Below are 14,230 nucleotides of genomic sequence, written 5' to 3'. Positions count from 1 at the left end.
CCCGGCAGGGCGATGAGGGGGCGGCGCCGAGGCTCCGAAGAGGGTGGATGCGGAGAATTCGAGCCTCAAGCGATTGCCATGGCAACAGAGGCTTGTGACGGGTGGACCTGCTGCCTATCCTCCCGGCGTTCGAAGTGAGGTTGGAAGCACCGTGATCTCCAGCGCCGCCCGCGCCGCCGCCGGCCAGTTGTTCTCGCCCGAATTCCGCGCCGTCTTCCTCAAGACGCTAGGCCTGACCGTGCTTGCGCTGGTCGCCTTGTGGTTCGGGCTGACCAGCCTCGTCGAGTGGCTGGCGCTGCCGTGGCTGCACACGCTGTTTCCCGGCCTGCCGTCCTGGGCCGGTTGGCTGGGGGGCATCATCGCGGCCATCGCGCTTGCCTTCGGCATGGCGCTGCTCATAGCGCCGGTGACGGCCGTCGTCGCCGGCCTTTTCCTCGACGACATCGCCGACGTGGTCGAGCGTACCGATTATCCCGGCGATCCGCCCGGCCGCGCCATGCCGGCGCTGCGCTCGCTGGTGCTGGCGATAAAGTTCTTCGGCATCGTCGTTCTGGGCAACATCGTCGCCCTGCTGCTTCTGCTGGTGCCGGGCGTCAACATCGCCGCCTTCTTCATCGTCAACGGCTACCTGCTCGGGCGCGAATTCTTCGAATTCGCCGCCATGCGTTTCCGCCCGGAAGAAGAGGCCAGGGCCTTGCGCCGAAACCATGCCGGGACGGTCTTTCTCGCCGGCCTGGTCATCGCGGCCTTCCTTGCCGTGCCGGTGCTCAACCTGGTGACGCCGCTCTTCGCCGCAGCCATGATGGTGCATCTGCACAAGGCGATCTCGGCCCGGCCCGATCGGCGGAGCAAGCCGTCCCGTTGATGCGCCAATCCCTACCGCAGCAGAAAGCCGCGCCCCAGTTCGTCGTCGGGCTCGACGATGAATTCCGCCCGGCCGCAATAGTAGGCGCGGCCGCCGACGCGGGCGATGATCGCTTCATGCGGTCCGGCTTTCGCCGTCCGCGCCACCGCGCCGGAAAAACGCGAGCCGGCGATGCTCTCGAAGGTGCGCGTCAGGCCTGTTGCGATCTCGCCTTTGGCATGCATCGCCGCCAGCCGCGCGGTCACGCCGGAACCGGTCGGCGACCGGTCGACCTGCGCCTCGGCGAAGACACAGACGTTTTTCGTCGGCTCATCCGAAAACGCGTCCCGCCCATCCGTCAAAATGGTGCCGTAGAGGAAGGCGAGGTCGGTATGGTCGGGATGCGACAAGGGGAACCCGCTCTTCAGCCTTTCGGTCAGCGCCGTCGCCGCGTCGACGAAATCGCGCACCCGGTCGCGGCCGAATTCAAGCCCGAACTGGTGACAGTCGGCCAGTGCATAGAAGGCGCCGCCATAGGCGATGTCGAAGCCTATCGCGCCGTAGCCGGGCAGCTCGATCTTGCGGTCGCGTGCGAACAGGAAAGCCGGCACGCTTTCGAACGACACAGCACCGGCCTTGCCTTCGCGCACCTCGACCGAAGCGACGACCATGCCGCAGGGCGCCTCGATGTTGACCATCGTCACCGGTTCCTGCTTGGTCACCAGCCCTTCGTCGACGGCATAGCGGCCGAGCGCGACGATGGCGTGGCCGCACATGGTCGAATAGCCCTCATTGTGCATGAACAGCACGGCAAGGTCGGCGCCCGGCAAATCGGGCTCGACCAGCAGCGCGCCATACATGTCGTAATGGCCGCGTGGCTCGAACATCAGGATTTTCCGGAGATGATCGAGATGGTCGCGCACATAGGCGCGCTTTTCCAGGATCGTGCCCTTCGGGATATCGGGATAGCCCCCGGTGACGATCCTCAGCGGCTCGCCGCCGGTGTGCATGTCGACGACGGTCAGCGTCATGTGTTCGGCCCGCTTATCCCGATTTGCCAAACAGCGCCTGCAACTTGCCGAAGGGCATGGCGGCGCGGGTGAAGCCGAACGTGCCGTCCTGCTGGATCTCGCGCGCCGCCGTTTCCAGCATGCCATAAGCGAAATTGGTCAACCACGGCCCAAGCGAAACGCGCTTTGCCCCGGCCTTGGTCAGATCGGCGATGGTGAAGTCGGGCCTTGCCATGACGTTGACCGGCTTGCTCACCGCCGAGCAGAGCGTGCGCACCATCTCGACGTCACCGATGCCCGGCGCGTAGAGCACGTCGGCTCCCGCCTTCTCGAATGCCTGCAGCCGCTTGATCGTGTCGTCGAGGTCGGACTTGCCCCAGAGGAAGTTCTCCGCCCGCGCGGTGAAGACGAAATCGCGTTTCAGCGCGCGGGCCGCTTCCGCCGCCGCCGCGACGCGTTCCACCGCGTGCGAAAAATCATAGATCGGCTTGTTCGGGTCGCCGGTGTGGTCCTCGATCGAGCAGCCGGCAAGGCCGGCGGCTTCAGCCGCGAAGATGGTTTCGGCGGCCTGCTCGGCGCTGTCGCCCTTGCCGCGTTCGAGATCGGCCGAAACCGGCAACTCGGTTGCCGCTGTCACCTCGCGGCAATGATGGATCATCTGATCGAAGGTCACCGCGCCGTCCGGCAGGCCGCGCGAGAAGGCGAAGCCGGCGCTGGTCGTGGCCAAGGCCTTGAAACCGAACGATCCAAGCAGCTTCGTCGTGCCGACATCCCAAGGATTGGGCATGACGAAGGTCGAGGCATGCAGGTCGCGAAAGATCTTGCCCTTGTCCATGGAAGCTCCCCCATCGTGCTGAGTGCGATGGCGGATTTTAGCTCGGCCGCCTTGCCCGGGCAAACGAATGCGGTTGGCTCAGAAGCGTTTCGCGTTCTCTGCTGACAATTCCTCGGCGCGTCCCTGCAACCCGTCAAAACCGGCGCCGATCAGTGGATCGGCACCAGTCCGGCCAGTGTGCGCATGTCGTCAAACAGGATGCCGCCGGCTCGCATCAAGCCGTCACGGTCGCTGTAGGGATCGCCATGATAGGAAAATACCCGCATGCCGGCGGCAATGCCGGCCTGCGTGCCGGCGACGCTGTCCTCGATGACGATACAGTCAGCAGGCGCAAAGCCCATCGTCTTGGCCGCATGCAGGAACAGGTCCGGAAACGGCTTGCCGCGCGCGACCATCGTCGAGGAAAACATCGCGTGTTCGAACAGCGGCAGCAGGCCGGTCTGGCCAAGCGTGATGTGCATCTTCGACACCCTGGCCGAGGTGGCCACGCAATAGGCGATGCCGGCCGCGCGGACCGCCTCGACGAACTCCCGGACATAGGGAATCGCCTCGACCCCATGGGCGAACAGGTCCGGCAGCCCTGCGTTCCAGCGCTCGACGAAGTCGGCGCCGAGCCTGATGCCGGTCTCTTCTTCGATCTGCTTCTGCACCGAGACCATGCTGCGGCCGGAGAAGTTCTTGCGGCAATATTCGAAGCTGGTGGGATACCCGGCTTCGCTCAGCCATTCGGCCAGGCGCCGGTTGGCCAGGTTCTCGGTATCGACCAGGATCCCGTCGCAGTCGAAGATGACGAGTTTCGGTATGTTCATCAGGCCGTGCCGGTCGAGCCGAACCCGCCCGAACCGCGCGCCGTGCCGCCTGCCAGGGCGCGCTCTTCGACGCCCGCCTGGGTCACCGCGGCGAACACGATCTGGGCAATGCGCATGCCGCGCGTCACCGCAAAATCCTCGTCGCCGAGATTGACCAGCAGCACCTTCACCTCGCCGCGATAGTCGCTGTCGATCGTACCCGGCGTGTTGAGGACGGTCAGCCCATGTTTGAAGGCAAGGCCGGAGCGCGGCCGCACCTGGCCTTCCATGCCTTCGGGGATTTCCAGGATCAGTCCGGTCGGCACCAGAGCGCGTTTTCCCGGCAGGATCAGCAGCGGCCGATCGTCGGGCACCGCCGCGCGCAGGTCCATGCCGGCCGCGCCGGTGCTTTCATAGGTAGGGAGGGGGAGTCCTTCCGCATGCGGCAACCTGACGAAGCCGACGGTCGGACCGATGACGGAGGAATTTTGGATGGCTGCGCGCATAAAATCGATCCTATCGGCGCGATTGCCGATTCGGTCAATTCGCCCGCGATCCTATCAACGGCTTTCTTTCGGGCATCACTATGGCCGGAGCCAATCCTTAGCGCACTTCCATCGGCACCACCGTGGTCTCCTTGATCTCCTCCATCACGAAGGAGGCCGAAACGTCCGACAGCGCCACCTTGGCGATCAGCCGCTGGTACAGCCGGTCATAGGCCTTCACGTCGGCGACGCGGGCGCGCAGGACATAGTCGAGGTCGCCGGACATGCGGTAGACGCCGGTGATCTCGGAAAACCCGGTCACCGCCGCCCGGAATTTCTGCAACCACTCGGGATCATGGTTGGAGGTGCGGACCAGGATGAAGACGGAGAGGCCGAGCCCGAGCTTCTCCACATCGACCAGCGCCACCCGGCCCGTGATGACGCCATCCTCCTCCAGCCGCTTGACGCGCCGCCAGCAGGCGTTGCGCGACAAGGCAACCCGCTCCGACAGCTGGTCGACAGACAGCGTGCCGTCGCGTTGCAATTCGGCGAGCAATTTCCGATCGATTTCGTCGATTTCGATGGCCATGTGGGATGTTTGTCCCGCGAACAAGCAAAATACAAGGACATTTTGAGACCGATGAACCGACGAACCGTGCCAGGATACCCGATATCGGGAACTTCAAGCGCTGAAGGGGAAGCAGCATGTCGGTCGCAAGGATTTTCACCTCCCATCCGGCCAAGGTCGGCGAGACCTATTTCGGTCACATGGCCTTTGCCGCCTGGTTTTCCTCGCACGGCCGCCGGGGCCGCCCTCGTTCACGCTTTCTTGCCATTTCTGTTCGAGACTACCGCCAGCCGAATCGTCCGCGAGCTTTACGAGCGGACGCACAACAGAGGTTCGCACGCGGTCAAGGAGCCCAAGGCTCTTCCGGATCGCGCTTAGGAACGGAAGAAGCGATGTGCCGGTGGGCGGCCTATCTCGGTGAAGCGGTTTTCCTCGAAGACATCCTCACGGCGCCCTGCCACTCGCTGATCGCCCAGAGCCATTGCGCCGAGGAAGCCAAGTCGCCGACCAATGGCGATGGTTTCGGGCTTGCCTGGTATGGCGACCGGCCCGAGCCCGGCCTCTACCGCGACATCCTGCCGGCCTGGTCCGATCCCAATCTGAAGAGCTTGTGCCGGCAGATCAAATCCGGATTGTTCCTGGCCCATGTGCGCGCCTCGACCGGCGGCGCCACCAGCCGCATGAACTGCCATCCCTTCATCTCGGGGCCTTGGTCGTTCATGCACAACGGCCAGATCGGCGGCTTCGAGAAGATCCGCCGCGCGCTGGAAAATTCGCTGTCCGACGCCGTCTTCGACCAGCGCGAGGGCACTACCGATTCCGAGCTGTTTTTTCTCCTGATGATCGACGAAGGGTTGGCCGCCGATCCGCAAGGCGCCGTCGCCCGTGCCACCAGCCGCGTGCTGGAGGCTTCGCGGCGTGTCGGCATCGAGCCGGCGCTGAAGCTGACGGCCGCCCTTTCCGACGGGCAGGCGCTCCACGCGGTCCGCTATGCCACGGATGACCATGCGCCCACCCTCTATACCGCCGCCAAGGGCGGCGGCCGCTGCATCGTCTCCGAACCCTTCGACCGTGAAGGCGGCGACTGGCAGGCGATCCCGCCATCGAGCTTCGTCACCATGACCAGGGACGGCATGAATATTCGGCCGTTTGCGCCGGCCGCGAGGCTGGCACTGGCTGTGTAGTTGCAGATTGCGCAATGTCGCGGGACAGAGGGGGCGTCGTAGGGTGCCGACCTCACAGACATGAGCAATTCCGGTCAAGCACAATGGCTTTCGGACTGCTCAACTCCGCTTGAAGTCGCACCGCTGTCCGCCATCTTGATCGGACGAGCGCGTGCAAGCCGGAGCATTCACCATGGATCTCGTTTTTTCCTCGACCGTCAAGCTGGCCGCCGCCATCGCCGCGCGAAAAATCTCGGCCGTGGAAGCACTCGACGCCCACCTGGCGCAGATCGATGCGCACAACGAAGCCGTCAACGCCGTCATCTCCCTCGATAGGGAAGGGGCTCGCAGCCAAGCCAAGAAGGCCGACGCAGCACTGGCGCGCGGCGCTGCGCTCGGACCGCTGCACGGCATCCCGTTCGCCCTGAAGGACATGCACCAGACATCAGGCATGACGACCACGGTCGGCTTCCCGCCTTTCGCCGATTATGCGGCGAAAGAAGACAGCCCGGTCGTCGCCAGGCTGAAGGCGGCCGGCGGCGTGCTGATGGCCAAGACCAATGTCGCCAGCTTGCTGTCCGACTGGCAATCGAAAAATCCGCTGTTCGGCCGGACCAGCAACCCCTGGAATCTTGAGCGCACCGCAGGGGGTTCCAGCGGCGGCGCTGCGGCCGCGATTTGCGCCGGGATGACACCGTTCGATGTCGGCACCGACATGCAGGATTCGATCCGTCTCCCCGCCGCGTTTTGCGGTGTTTATGGCCTGAAACCAACGGAGCATCGCGTCTCGCTGGCCGGCGCTTTTCCGGACCCTGGCGGCGCCGCGCGCAGCGTCCGGCTGATGTCCTGTCTCGGGCCGCTGGCGCGCAGCGTGGACGATTTGTCCTTGATCTATCAAATCATCGCCGGAGCGGACGGGCGCGACACCGATGTCGCCCCGGTGCCGGTCGAAGACATGCCGAAGCTCGACCTCAAGACACTACGCATAGCCTTCGCGTCGTCGTTTCCCGGCTTCCCGGTGGCTGGCGATATCAGCGCAGCGGTCGACAACCTTGCAGGGCAGTTGCAATCGGCTGGTGCCATTGTCGAGGAAGCGAAACTGCCCAAGCTCGATCTGCGTGATGATCTAAGGCACGGCGGAGCTCTGATTGGCATGATGATGGAGGCGGCGCAACCCGGGCCGCCGGAACAGCCGACCCCCGTCTCGCGCTGGTTCGAAGCGCTCGCCCGTCGCGACAAATCCATTCTCACGTGGGACGCCTTCTTCGACAGTTGCGACGCGCTGCTCTGCCCGGTGGCCATGACTAGCGCGTTTCCTCATTGCGAGCCCGGCGCACCGGTCAAGGTCGATGGCAAGGACCAAAACTACTGGATGCTCCCGGCCTATGGCGCGGTGTTCAATTACAGTGGCCATCCGGCACTTTCGATACCGTACGGACAGGACCGAGACCGCCTGCCGATCGGTCTGCAACTGGTCGGCAAACGCTGGTCGGAATCACGGCTGCTCGCTATTGCCAGGGCTGTGGCGCCGTTGACCGGCGGCTTCAGCCGTCCACCAAACTATTGAGCGAACCGACCCAACCCGTAGGGCGCCAGCAGCGGATCGCGCTCCCCGTCGAGGATTTCGCGCGCGGCGAACAAGCCGACCGCCGGCGCCAGCGTGATGCCGGAATGCGTCACCGCGATATAGAGGCCGTCCATGCCCTCGGCGCGGCCGATGATCGGGAAGCCGTCGATCGGCGTCGGCCGGTAACCGACCGTATGGAAATCGAGCTCCAGGCCGTCACCGCCGCGCAGCATCGCTTGCAGCGCCGCAAACAGCTCGCGCGCCGTCGCCGCCGCATCCATCCCCGGATCGGCACCGCCGAAGTCGGACCCGGCGATGATGCGGCCTTGCGCCGTCTGGCGCATGTGTAGCCGCTCGGCCAGCACCAGCCCGTTGAGCAATTTTTTGTAAGGCCGCGAATAAACGATCAGGCCGGGCGGTATTTCGATCGGTAGCCTTATGCCGGCCGTCGCGGCAATCTCCGGCGAGCCGACGCCGGCCGCGATCACCACCTCGTCGGCGGCGAGCAAACCATGGGCGGTGTCCACGCCCGTCGTCCTGCCCCCGGTCTGAACAAGCCCCATAACCGTGCTGGAGACGATGCGCGCACCGCGCTGTTCGGCGTCGGCCAGCAGCGCTTTCGTTGCGGCGACCGGCTCGGCGACACCCTCCTCGGCGACATGCACGGCAAAGTCGGGAAGCTCGGCGAGATTGGGCTCGATGCCAGCCGCGCCGGCGCGGTCGACGCGCCTGATGCCATAACCCCAGGACGAATGCTCCGCCGCATAGGTCTCCAATTTGTCCGCCGGCAAGTCCCAGCACAGCCCGCCGCACCAGGCGAGCAGCAGGCCGGGCAGCTCGTTTGCCAGCCGTTTCCACTCTGCCATGGCGCGGGCGCGCAGCCGGAAATAGACTTCCGGATTGCCCCAGCTGGCATTGATCCAGGCGAAGGAATTCGGCGTGGCGACCCCGCCGGCGCCGCTCTGGGAAACGACGGTGACCCGTGCCCCGGCCGTGGTCAGGTGCCGGGCGATGGAAGCGCCGATGATACCGGCGCCAATGACGACCACTTCCTTCGCGCTGCTCATGCTCTGGCCCTTGATGGGAGTTGTTCCGTCATGCCATCGCATCGGTTCGATCTCAAGGGTGAGTTCAGGACTGGCGCCGGTTGCGGATATGGCGATCCGCTTTGCGAGAGCTACGCGCTGTCCAGCGGTTCTTTCTGCACGTCGGCGAGCAGTCGCTTCAGCTCGTCATGACGCCGCATGAGCCGTGAGGAGCCGACTTTCCTTGCAGCGGCCAGCGCGGTGCCGAGTTCCAGCTCGGCGCCGGTGCGATCACCAAGCTGGATAAGCAGCGCCGCGAGCGACAGACGGGCATCGGCGGCACCGATCGGCGAACCGATCTCGCTCCAGCGCGAGCAAGCGATCTGCAGTTCGCGGGCTGCATCGGCCAAACGATCTTCGCGTGAAAAGAGTTCGGCCTTGGCTTCCGCCGTCAGCGCCCGGATCGATGCCATGGGCCAGCGCTGTGGCTGACTCTCCAACTCGGCGATGACCTCCTTCGCGCGCTCCGGCCGGCCTGTCCTTGCCGCCACCTTGGCAAGCGTGGCGAGAATCAGCCCCTTGCGCTGCAGGGTCGGCCAGCTGCTTCCGACAAGGGAACGCTCGAGAGCGGCGAAAGCGGCCTCGGACTGTCCCAGTTCCAGCTGCAACAGGGCAAGGCCTGGCTGCGGATCCCAGCCTGCGGCGTGAGATGCGCGATAGGCCACCTCCGCCTCGGAGAGATCACCGGCAGCCAGATGAATATCGCCGAGAACACGCAATGCATCGCCCGTTGCCCAAGGCGCGTCGAGCGCAAGCTGGTCGATAGCCGCGCGCACCAGCGCCTCGGCCTCCTTCAGCGTTCCGTGCACTCCGAGCACTTCTGCGCGGTGCAGCCGGCACGAGCCCGACAGGTCGTCGAGCCCGTGTCCCTTGCACCAGCGTTCGTAGCCGAGCGTCCATTGATTGGCTCTCGCCCAGTCGCCGGAACTCCGGCAGGCCCACAGTATATTGCAATAGAGAATGCCGCCGACGATGGGATCAATGTCGCTCGACAGACCAAGAGCAGCCGCGAAGTCCTGGTCCTCCTCGCCGGCCTTGGTTTCCCCAAGGCAGAGCTTGAAGAACCCGCGATAGATCAGCCCGAGCGATTCCACGACCGGATCTTCGAGATGCTTGCCGACTTCGAATGCCTGTTCGGCCAACGCCAGCGCCTGTTCAGGCTGGGCTTCCGCGCCCATGATGCGCGCGCCCATCCAGCACCACAGGCCATGCTCCCGGCTGTCGGTGGCCGCATCGATCAACTGTGCAGCGCGCTTGTGCCAGCCCTTCGCCACTGGGAGTTCGCCTCTTTCAAGGTGTATCCGCGCAAGCGTGATCGCCGGGGAAGCCGCCCGCAGTCGGTCTCCGGCGGCGCTATGGGCCGCCACCGCACGCGTCAACTGCGGAATGGCTTCGGATGGCCGCCCCATGCACTCCAGAGCCAGCGCCCATTCCTCAAGATCGGCGGTGAGAACCTGCCGTTGGGCATCCGCTTCGACGAAACAGGCCACGGCCTCTTGCCATTTCCTGGCCGTGGCTGCCGCGCGTGCACGCAAGATCTGCGATCCGGCGATCACGGCACCTGGGTCGACCGGGCTCGAGTTTGGATTGGAAGAGGCCGGTCGGTCGAGGCAAATCCGGTAGCCGAACCGTGGCAGGTTGCGCATCGCCGTTTCCATGCCGCCTTGGCGCAGGATGGTGCGAGCGAGGCTGGCAACGCGCTGCAACGAGGCTTCGGTTACCGTGACTCCCGGCCACAGTGTTTCGAGCAATTCTTCCTTGCTCAAGGCACGGTCCCGATACCGCAGCAGAACAGCCAGGAAATCGAACACCAGCGGCTGCACCTCGATCTCTCTGCCTGTGAGACGAAGAGTGCGCGATTCCTCGTTCAGCTCGAAATCGCCGAAACTATAGACCCCCATCGACAGCATTTCCTCCTGCAACAATAGGCAAGGGATCAGAACAATGTAAGGGCGCCGTAAGGACTGTTGGCCGCCCCTCCCGTAATTCTCCGTGTGCCTGGCGAGCCAAGCTGCACTTTAGCGCAGTGATCCCAGGAATGTCACCGGTAGCGGCACGATCGCCCGTTCGGCGGCATTTGAACCCCAGACAAGGAGACTACGGACATGCAAAAGTATATCATCGAACGCGCAATTCCCAAGGTCGGTACTTTCGAGCGCGAGCAGCTTCGCGAGGCATCCAGGGTCTCGAACACCGTTCTCGCAGAACTCGGCCCGGAAATTCAGTGGGTTGAATCCTTCGTCGCCGAGGACAAGACGTTCTGCGTCTACCTCGCCAAGGATGAAGAGATCATCCAGCGCCACGCCAAGATGAGCGGCTTTCCGGCCACGAAGATCACGCAGGTCAAGCGCCTGTTCGATCCGACGACGGCACATGCCGGCGCCTGACGGGGAGGGCTCTGTCGTGAAACTCCTCGCAAATCTGATGCTCGGCACGGCTTTGGCCGCAGGCATCTGGGCGTCCGCGCTCGCCTGTGGCTCCGCGGATGCCCACGATACGCCAGATCCGGCGCTTAACCGGTCCCGGGAAATGGCGTCCAGGTACGTCAACATCGAGGTCGCCAAGGCCGAGGGTTACCAGCAGTTGTTCGAATGCACCACCCATGACGAGCACGGCACGATGGGCGTTCATTTCATCAACCCCGCGCGGGCCGGAGACGGCAAGCTGGTGCTGGGTGAGCCGGACGTGCTGACCTACGAGCCGGAACAGGATGGATCCATGCAGCTTGTCGGCATGGAATACATCGTCTTCGAGAAGGACTGGAAGGGGAAGGGCGTTCCCGAGTTCCTCGGCCGCACCCTCCAGCGCAAGACCACGGTGGGCGTCCATCCTGTGGACCCCTACTACGAGCTACACGTCTGGCACTGGCGGCATAACCCTGTCGGCATGTTCGCCGACTGGAACCCTTATGTGAGCTGCGAACACGACATGTCTTGAGGGGCATCACGCGGCGCCTGGGAGGGGCATTGCGTGGCCCTCCCGGTGTCTCGCGGCCATCTGGATGGTCGCCGGAGGGTTCGTTGCTCCCGTCGAGGGCCTCGTCGTCCGACCGACGCGGCCAACAGCCATCAACTTTGGAAGGAGATCGACCATGGGTCGCATTTTCGCATTCATCTACGGCTTGGCCGCATATCTCTTATTCTTTGGCACGATCGTCTACGCCATCGGCTTCGTAAGCGGCCTGGTCGTTCCCAAGGCCATCGACACCGGAGCGGTTGCTCCGCTTGCCGAGGCTCTCATCGTCAACGTCCTGCTGATGAGCCTCTTCGCGGTCCAGCACAGCGTGATGGCCCGCAGGCAGTTCAAGAAATGGTGGACGCGCCGGATTCCGACGCCGATCGAGCGCAGCACCTACGTGCTGCTCGCAAGCCTCGCGCTCGACCTGTTGTTCTGGCAGTGGCGCCCGATACCGGCCGTGCTGTGGCAGGTCACCGATCCGACCGTAGCCACGATGATCCTCGGCATGTCATTCGTCGGTTGGGTGCTGGTCTTCACCAGCACCTTCCTGATCAACCATTTCGAGCTGTTCGGCCTGCATCAGGTCGCCAACAACTTCGTCGGTCGCGACATGCCCTCGGTGCGTTTCAGGACGCCGGTGCTCTACAAATTTGTCCGCCATCCGATCTATCTGGGTTTTATCATCGCGTTCTGGATGGCGCCGATCATGACTTTCGGCCACCTCTTCTTTGCCGCCGTGACCACGACCTACATCTTGGTCGGCATCTTTCTCGAAGAGCGCGACCTGATCGAAATGTTTGGCGACGAGTATCGGCGTTACCGCGAGCGTGTCTCGATGCTCATCCCCTGGCGCAAGTCGGCCTGAGCAGCGGCCATTCGCCAGCAAACGGCGGGCGACGACCGCCCGCGGTCCTTGCAACCATCTCGTGCCTAACAGCGACCCGTCGCCGCGCCAACGCGGCGTGCGCTCTCCCGTCATTTGAACAAGAGGAAACACAGCTATGACAACAGGACATACAGAACCGGATCTCATCGTCAATCGTTCCGTCAGCTCGCGGCTCGTCACAGCGGCCCCCGAATTATGTCTTTCCGTCCTTCGCGCCATCACCCGCATCATCCGTATTCGGCGCGACCGTGCACGGCTTTGCGAATTGCCGGATTACCTGCTGCGCGACATCGGCATCAACCGCTCCGAAATCCAGTCGATCACCTGGTTCGGCGACCGGGACATCAGTCGCCGTCGGTCCAAAACCGTCGACAGGCCGGGAAAGCGCTGCTAGAAGCCCGCGCCACAGACAGGATTCCATAAATTGGCTGAAGACATCGAACAGGCGGTATCGCGCCGCCGCACTTTCGCGATCATCGCCCACCCGGACGCCGGCAAGACGACGCTTACCGAAAAGCTGCTGCTGTTCGGCGGCGCCATCCAGCTCGCCGGCGAGGTCAAGGCCAAGAAGGACCGCATCCAGACCCGGTCGGACTGGATGAAGATCGAGCGCGAACGCGGCATTTCGGTCGTCACCTCGGTGATGACGTTCGAGTATGAGGACAATGTCTTCAATCTGCTCGACACGCCCGGCCACGAGGATTTCGCCGACGACACCTACCGCACGCTGTCGGCGGTCGACTCGGCGGTCATGGTCATCGACGCCGCCAAGGGCATCGAGCCGCGCACGCTGAAACTGTTCGAGGTCTGTCGGCTGCGCGACATCCCGATCATCACCTTCGTCAACAAGATGGACCGCGAAAGCCGCGACCCCTTCGAGATACTGGACGAGATCGAGCAGAAGCTGGCGCTCGATACCGCGCCCATTACCTGGCCGATCGGCCGCGGCAGGACGTTTTCGGGCACCTACCACCTGGCGCTGAACGCCGTGCGCAAGGGCGACGACGAGAAGGAGCGCACGCCCGTCAACGGTCCCGATTCCAACCGCGTAGCCGGCCTGTTGCCGGAAAACGAGCGCGAGGCCTTCATCGAGGAGCTGGAGCTCGCGCGCGAAGCTTGCCGTCCGCTCGACATCGACGCCTTTCGCGAGGGCCATCTGACGCCGGTCTATTTCGGCTCGGCGCTGCGCAATTACGGCGTGCGCGACCTAATCGAGGCGCTCGGCGCTTTCGGGCCGCCGCCGCGCGCGCAGGATGCCGACACCCGGATGGTGGAGGCGACCGAGGAGAAGATGACCTCCTTCGTCTTCAAGATCCAGGCCAACATGGATCCTAACCACCGCGACCGCATCGCCTTCGTACGCGTCTGCTCGGGCAAGCTCGAACGCGGCATGAAGGCAAAGCTGGTGCGCACCGGCAAGCCGATGAGCCTGTCTGCGCCGCAATTCTTCTTCGCCCGCACCCGCGTCACCGCCGACGAGGCCTTTGCCGGCGACGTCGTCGGCATCCCCAACCACGGCACGCTGCGCATCGGCGACACGCTGACCGAAGGCGAGGAAATTCTGTTCCGCGGTGTGCCGAACTTCGCCCCGGAAATCCTGCGCCGCGTGCGCCTGGGCGACGCGATGAAGGCCAAGAAGCTCAAGGAGGCGCTACACCAGATGGCCGAGGAAGGCGTCGTGCAGCTGTTTTCGCCCGAAGACGGCTCGCCGGCCATCGTCGGCGTCGTCGGTGCGCTGCAGCTCGACGTGCTGAAGGAGCGGCTGAACTTCGAATACACGCTGCCGGTCGAATTCGAGATGTCGCGCTTTTCGGTCTGCCGCTGGATATCGGCCGACGACAAGACGGAAGTGCAGCGCTTCATCGAAGCCCATCGCGGCGACATTGCCCGCGACCTCGACAACGACCCGGTGTTCCTCGCCCAGCATGCTTTCTCGCTGAACTACGAGGCGGAGCGCTGGAAGGCGATCCGCTTCGCCACGATCAAGGATTACCAGGTCCGCGACAAGGCGGCGTAAGGAGCATTCCTCCCTTCTCCCACA

15 protein-coding genes and 1 pseudogene are annotated in these 14,230 nt (G+C 64.2%); 9 read left to right on the top strand and 7 right to left on the bottom strand.

All coding sequences use genetic code 11. The features are described 5' to 3' along the window. Positions 1–151: 151 nt before the first annotated feature. The gene (locus FJ964_RS10010) at positions 152–865 is read left to right on the top strand and encodes a sulfate transporter family protein (RefSeq protein WP_140550238.1); all 714 of its coding nucleotides are present in this window, start codon (positions 152–154) and stop codon (positions 863–865) included. 11 nt (positions 866–876) lie between these two features. Here the strand turns inward: FJ964_RS10010 and FJ964_RS10005 are convergent, their stop codons facing one another. The 5 genes from FJ964_RS10005 to FJ964_RS09985 form a co-directional block, all read right to left on the bottom strand. Next, positions 877–1,875 (bottom strand): proline racemase family protein, encoded by a 999-nt coding sequence (locus tag FJ964_RS10005; protein ID WP_140550237.1) that lies wholly within the window; start codon positions 1,873–1,875, stop codon positions 877–879. 13 nt (positions 1,876–1,888) lie between these two features. Continuing rightward, positions 1,889–2,689 carry an oxaloacetate decarboxylase gene (locus FJ964_RS10000; protein ID WP_140550236.1) on the bottom strand — a complete coding sequence of 267 codons (801 nt, stop codon included), beginning with the start codon at positions 2,687–2,689 and terminating at the stop codon, positions 1,889–1,891. A gap of 149 nt (positions 2,690–2,838) precedes the next feature. Beyond that, on the bottom strand, positions 2,839–3,498 hold the full coding sequence (locus tag FJ964_RS09995) for an HAD family phosphatase (RefSeq protein ID WP_181172421.1): 660 nt from the start codon (positions 3,496–3,498) through the stop codon (positions 2,839–2,841). Further along, entirely contained in the window at positions 3,498–3,983 is a 486-nt protein-coding gene (gene dut / locus FJ964_RS09990; RefSeq protein ID WP_140550234.1) for a dUTP diphosphatase, read from the bottom strand. The genes FJ964_RS09995 and dut overlap by 1 nt, the downstream gene beginning before the upstream one ends. 97 nt (positions 3,984–4,080) lie before the next feature. Further along, a complete protein-coding gene (locus FJ964_RS09985; RefSeq protein WP_140550233.1) occupies positions 4,081–4,551 on the bottom strand; it encodes an Lrp/AsnC family transcriptional regulator in 471 nt (156 codons plus the stop codon). Between the two features lie 116 nt (positions 4,552–4,667). Here FJ964_RS09985 and FJ964_RS09980 point away from each other — a divergent pair. The 3 genes and pseudogenes from FJ964_RS09980 to FJ964_RS09970 all read left to right on the top strand — a co-directional run bounded on the left by FJ964_RS09980 (position 4,668) and on the right by FJ964_RS09970 (position 7,260). Then, positions 4,668–4,908: pseudogene (locus FJ964_RS09980) on the top strand (DUF6356 family protein). Between the two features lie 14 nt (positions 4,909–4,922). Then, a complete protein-coding gene (locus FJ964_RS09975; protein ID WP_140550232.1) occupies positions 4,923–5,714 on the top strand; it encodes a class II glutamine amidotransferase in 792 nt (263 codons plus the stop codon). A gap of 172 nt (positions 5,715–5,886) precedes the next feature. After that, positions 5,887–7,260, top strand: coding sequence for an amidase (locus tag FJ964_RS09970; RefSeq protein WP_140550231.1), 1,374 nt, complete (start codon positions 5,887–5,889; stop codon positions 7,258–7,260). On the opposite strand, the gene FJ964_RS09965 is transcribed toward FJ964_RS09970, so the two are convergent. Both FJ964_RS09965 and FJ964_RS09960 read right to left on the bottom strand, forming a co-directional pair. Further along, complete coding sequence (locus FJ964_RS09965) at positions 7,254–8,327, bottom strand: FAD-binding oxidoreductase (RefSeq protein ID WP_140550230.1); 1,074 nt, start codon at positions 8,325–8,327, stop codon at positions 7,254–7,256. The two genes, FJ964_RS09970 and FJ964_RS09965, sit on opposite strands and share 7 nt — an antisense overlap. A 110-nt stretch (positions 8,328–8,437) precedes the next feature. Continuing rightward, entirely contained in the window at positions 8,438–10,246 is a 1,809-nt protein-coding gene (locus FJ964_RS09960; protein ID WP_181172420.1) for a winged helix-turn-helix domain-containing protein, read from the bottom strand. A 204-nt stretch (positions 10,247–10,450) separates the two neighbouring features. Between FJ964_RS09960 and FJ964_RS09955 the strand changes: the two genes are divergently transcribed. The 5 genes from FJ964_RS09955 (at position 10,451) to FJ964_RS09935 (ending at position 14,206) form a co-directional block, all read left to right on the top strand. Continuing rightward, a complete protein-coding gene (locus FJ964_RS09955) occupies positions 10,451–10,732 on the top strand; it encodes a DUF4242 domain-containing protein (protein ID WP_140550228.1) in 282 nt (93 codons plus the stop codon). Positions 10,733–10,748: 16 nt separating this feature from the next. Beyond that, positions 10,749–11,282 (top strand): hypothetical protein, encoded by a 534-nt coding sequence (locus tag FJ964_RS09950; protein WP_140550227.1) that lies wholly within the window; start codon positions 10,749–10,751, stop codon positions 11,280–11,282. Positions 11,283–11,436: 154 nt separating this feature from the next. Further along, a complete protein-coding gene (mddA, locus tag FJ964_RS09945) occupies positions 11,437–12,168 on the top strand; it encodes a methanethiol S-methyltransferase (protein ID WP_140550226.1) in 732 nt (243 codons plus the stop codon). A gap of 136 nt (positions 12,169–12,304) precedes the next feature. Next, entirely contained in the window at positions 12,305–12,583 is a 279-nt protein-coding gene (locus FJ964_RS09940) for a DUF1127 domain-containing protein (protein ID WP_140550225.1), read from the top strand. A gap of 30 nt (positions 12,584–12,613) precedes the next feature. Next, entirely contained in the window at positions 12,614–14,206 is a 1,593-nt protein-coding gene (locus FJ964_RS09935; protein WP_140550224.1) for a peptide chain release factor 3, read from the top strand. The last annotated feature ends 24 nt before the right edge of the window (positions 14,207–14,230 follow it).

It is taken from the genome of Mesorhizobium sp. B2-3-2 (assembly GCF_006442295.1).
Taxonomy (GTDB): domain Bacteria; phylum Pseudomonadota; class Alphaproteobacteria; order Rhizobiales; family Rhizobiaceae; genus Mesorhizobium.
Note: the sequence above shows the minus strand (reverse complement) of the source record. Positions and strands in the feature narration are given on the sequence as shown.

What these genes read in the sequence shown, in the direction of transcription:
- FJ964_RS09995 (WP_181172421.1), bottom strand. Translation starts at nt 3,498, where the DNA reads ATGAACATACCGAAACTCGTCATCTTCGACTGCGACGGGATCCTGGTC.
- FJ964_RS09970 (WP_140550231.1), top strand. Translation starts at nt 5,887, where the DNA reads ATGGATCTCGTTTTTTCCTCGACCGTCAAGCTGGCCGCCGCCATCGCC.
- FJ964_RS09960 (WP_181172420.1), bottom strand. Translation starts at nt 10,246, where the DNA reads ATGGGGGTCTATAGTTTCGGCGATTTCGAGCTGAACGAGGAATCGCGC.
- FJ964_RS09975 (WP_140550232.1), top strand. Translation starts at nt 4,923, where the DNA reads ATGTGCCGGTGGGCGGCCTATCTCGGTGAAGCGGTTTTCCTCGAAGAC.
- FJ964_RS09940 (WP_140550225.1), top strand. Translation starts at nt 12,305, where the DNA reads ATGACAACAGGACATACAGAACCGGATCTCATCGTCAATCGTTCCGTC.
- FJ964_RS09985 (WP_140550233.1), bottom strand. Translation starts at nt 4,551, where the DNA reads ATGGCCATCGAAATCGACGAAATCGATCGGAAATTGCTCGCCGAATTG.
- FJ964_RS10005 (WP_140550237.1), bottom strand. Translation starts at nt 1,875, where the DNA reads ATGACGCTGACCGTCGTCGACATGCACACCGGCGGCGAGCCGCTGAGG.
- FJ964_RS09955 (WP_140550228.1), top strand. Translation starts at nt 10,451, where the DNA reads ATGCAAAAGTATATCATCGAACGCGCAATTCCCAAGGTCGGTACTTTC.
- FJ964_RS09965 (WP_140550230.1), bottom strand. Translation starts at nt 8,327, where the DNA reads ATGAGCAGCGCGAAGGAAGTGGTCGTCATTGGCGCCGGTATCATCGGC.
- dut (WP_140550234.1), bottom strand. Translation starts at nt 3,983, where the DNA reads ATGCGCGCAGCCATCCAAAATTCCTCCGTCATCGGTCCGACCGTCGGC.
- FJ964_RS10000 (WP_140550236.1), bottom strand. Translation starts at nt 2,689, where the DNA reads ATGGACAAGGGCAAGATCTTTCGCGACCTGCATGCCTCGACCTTCGTC.
- mddA (WP_140550226.1), top strand. Translation starts at nt 11,437, where the DNA reads ATGGGTCGCATTTTCGCATTCATCTACGGCTTGGCCGCATATCTCTTA.